Genomic DNA, 1,222 nt, shown 5'->3' with positions numbered 1-1,222 from the left:
CTTTTTTGGATGTGTAGGCCGTCTTCCCACGGGGCTTGCGTGTTGATGGCGGTGTCGATTTCGACGGGTCCGGGTTGTTCTTCTTGGACTGGTTGCTTTGGGGGTTGCGTGATGTTGTCGATGAAGCTTTCTAAGGGTTTGGGGTCGATACTGTTGGTGTATAGCCAGTAATTGATTGCGGTGAGCATGTGTTCTTCTGACCAGCCTCGGTGAGCGTGAAGGAAAGCTTTCAGGGGCGAGTTGATCCCACCTTCAAGCTTGTTAGTTGTCGAGGCAAGGACAGTGGTTGTGTCTAGGTCGTCTCTGAGGTAGGTAAACAAGACCTGGTCTTTGACGTATCGATCCAGAGATTTTATGATGCGTCTGGTCTGGTAGTGTGTGTACCACCATTTCTTATTATTTCTTGCGAAAGTGGGAATATCACTGATGGACATATCGGTGCGGTATGTTTTCTCTTCCAACCAGTCATCGTAGAGCTGGTGGAACGCTGCTAACGCTTTGATCCAAGTGATAGCGTGCTCTGCTGTGTTTATGCGGGTCAGGTCGCGTCCGAGTTGGTGTAGAGCCTTGTGTTGATCGGTTTTCGGGTTGATGGTTGTCACGCGTCGAATATTACGTTGGATATGGACTAGGCAGCGTTGAATACGTGCTTCTGGCCAGCATTGTCTAATCGCCCCTAGTGCTCCTTTATCCCCATCAGTGACTACCACGATTGGAGCGGGGATACGTGAAAGTAGAGCCGTATAGGAGGCTTTGTTTTCACGTTGGCATACCTGATAAGTGATCACGCCCTTAGTGGTGGATGCGATCAGGATGCACCAACCATAGGGAATATAGGTCCCGTCAATAAAGACCTGGTCATATACCTCGCCTGTCACCTGCCATGCGGGTCTGGTGTGCCAGCACCAGGCATGGTCACGGTCCCAGGTGCGTAACGAGGATCCTTGGACGCGTCTGGGCGCGGTGTCCGTGACATAGGCAAGGAACTGGCGAAACTGACGCTGACGTTGTTGACGGTAATCGCGTGATGTTGAACTGTAGCGACAATCAGGGCAATACCAGCGTTGAGTACCGGACTTGTTCTTCCCGTTTTTCTTCATCACGCTTTGACATAAAGGACATCGTCGGGCTCGAATACTACGTTTTCTCACCCAAAGTACATAACCCAAGCCATGTCAAGGAACCTACCGTATAGAGCTCCTATACCTCAATAACACCGACT

General features: G+C 50.6%; 1 protein-coding gene. It reads right to left on the bottom strand.

From position 1 onward, the window contains the following. On the bottom strand, positions 1–1,100 hold a 1,100-nt coding region (locus EZJ44_RS08570), incomplete at its 3' end, for an IS1249 family transposase (protein ID WP_165496170.1). Positions 1,101–1,222 lie beyond the last annotated feature (122 nt).

The sequence above is a fragment of the Arcanobacterium bovis genome (assembly GCF_004331995.1).
GTDB classification, from domain to species: Bacteria; Actinomycetota; Actinomycetes; order Actinomycetales; family Actinomycetaceae; genus Arcanobacterium_A; species Arcanobacterium_A bovis.
This window is presented reverse-complemented; position numbering and strand designations above follow the sequence as displayed.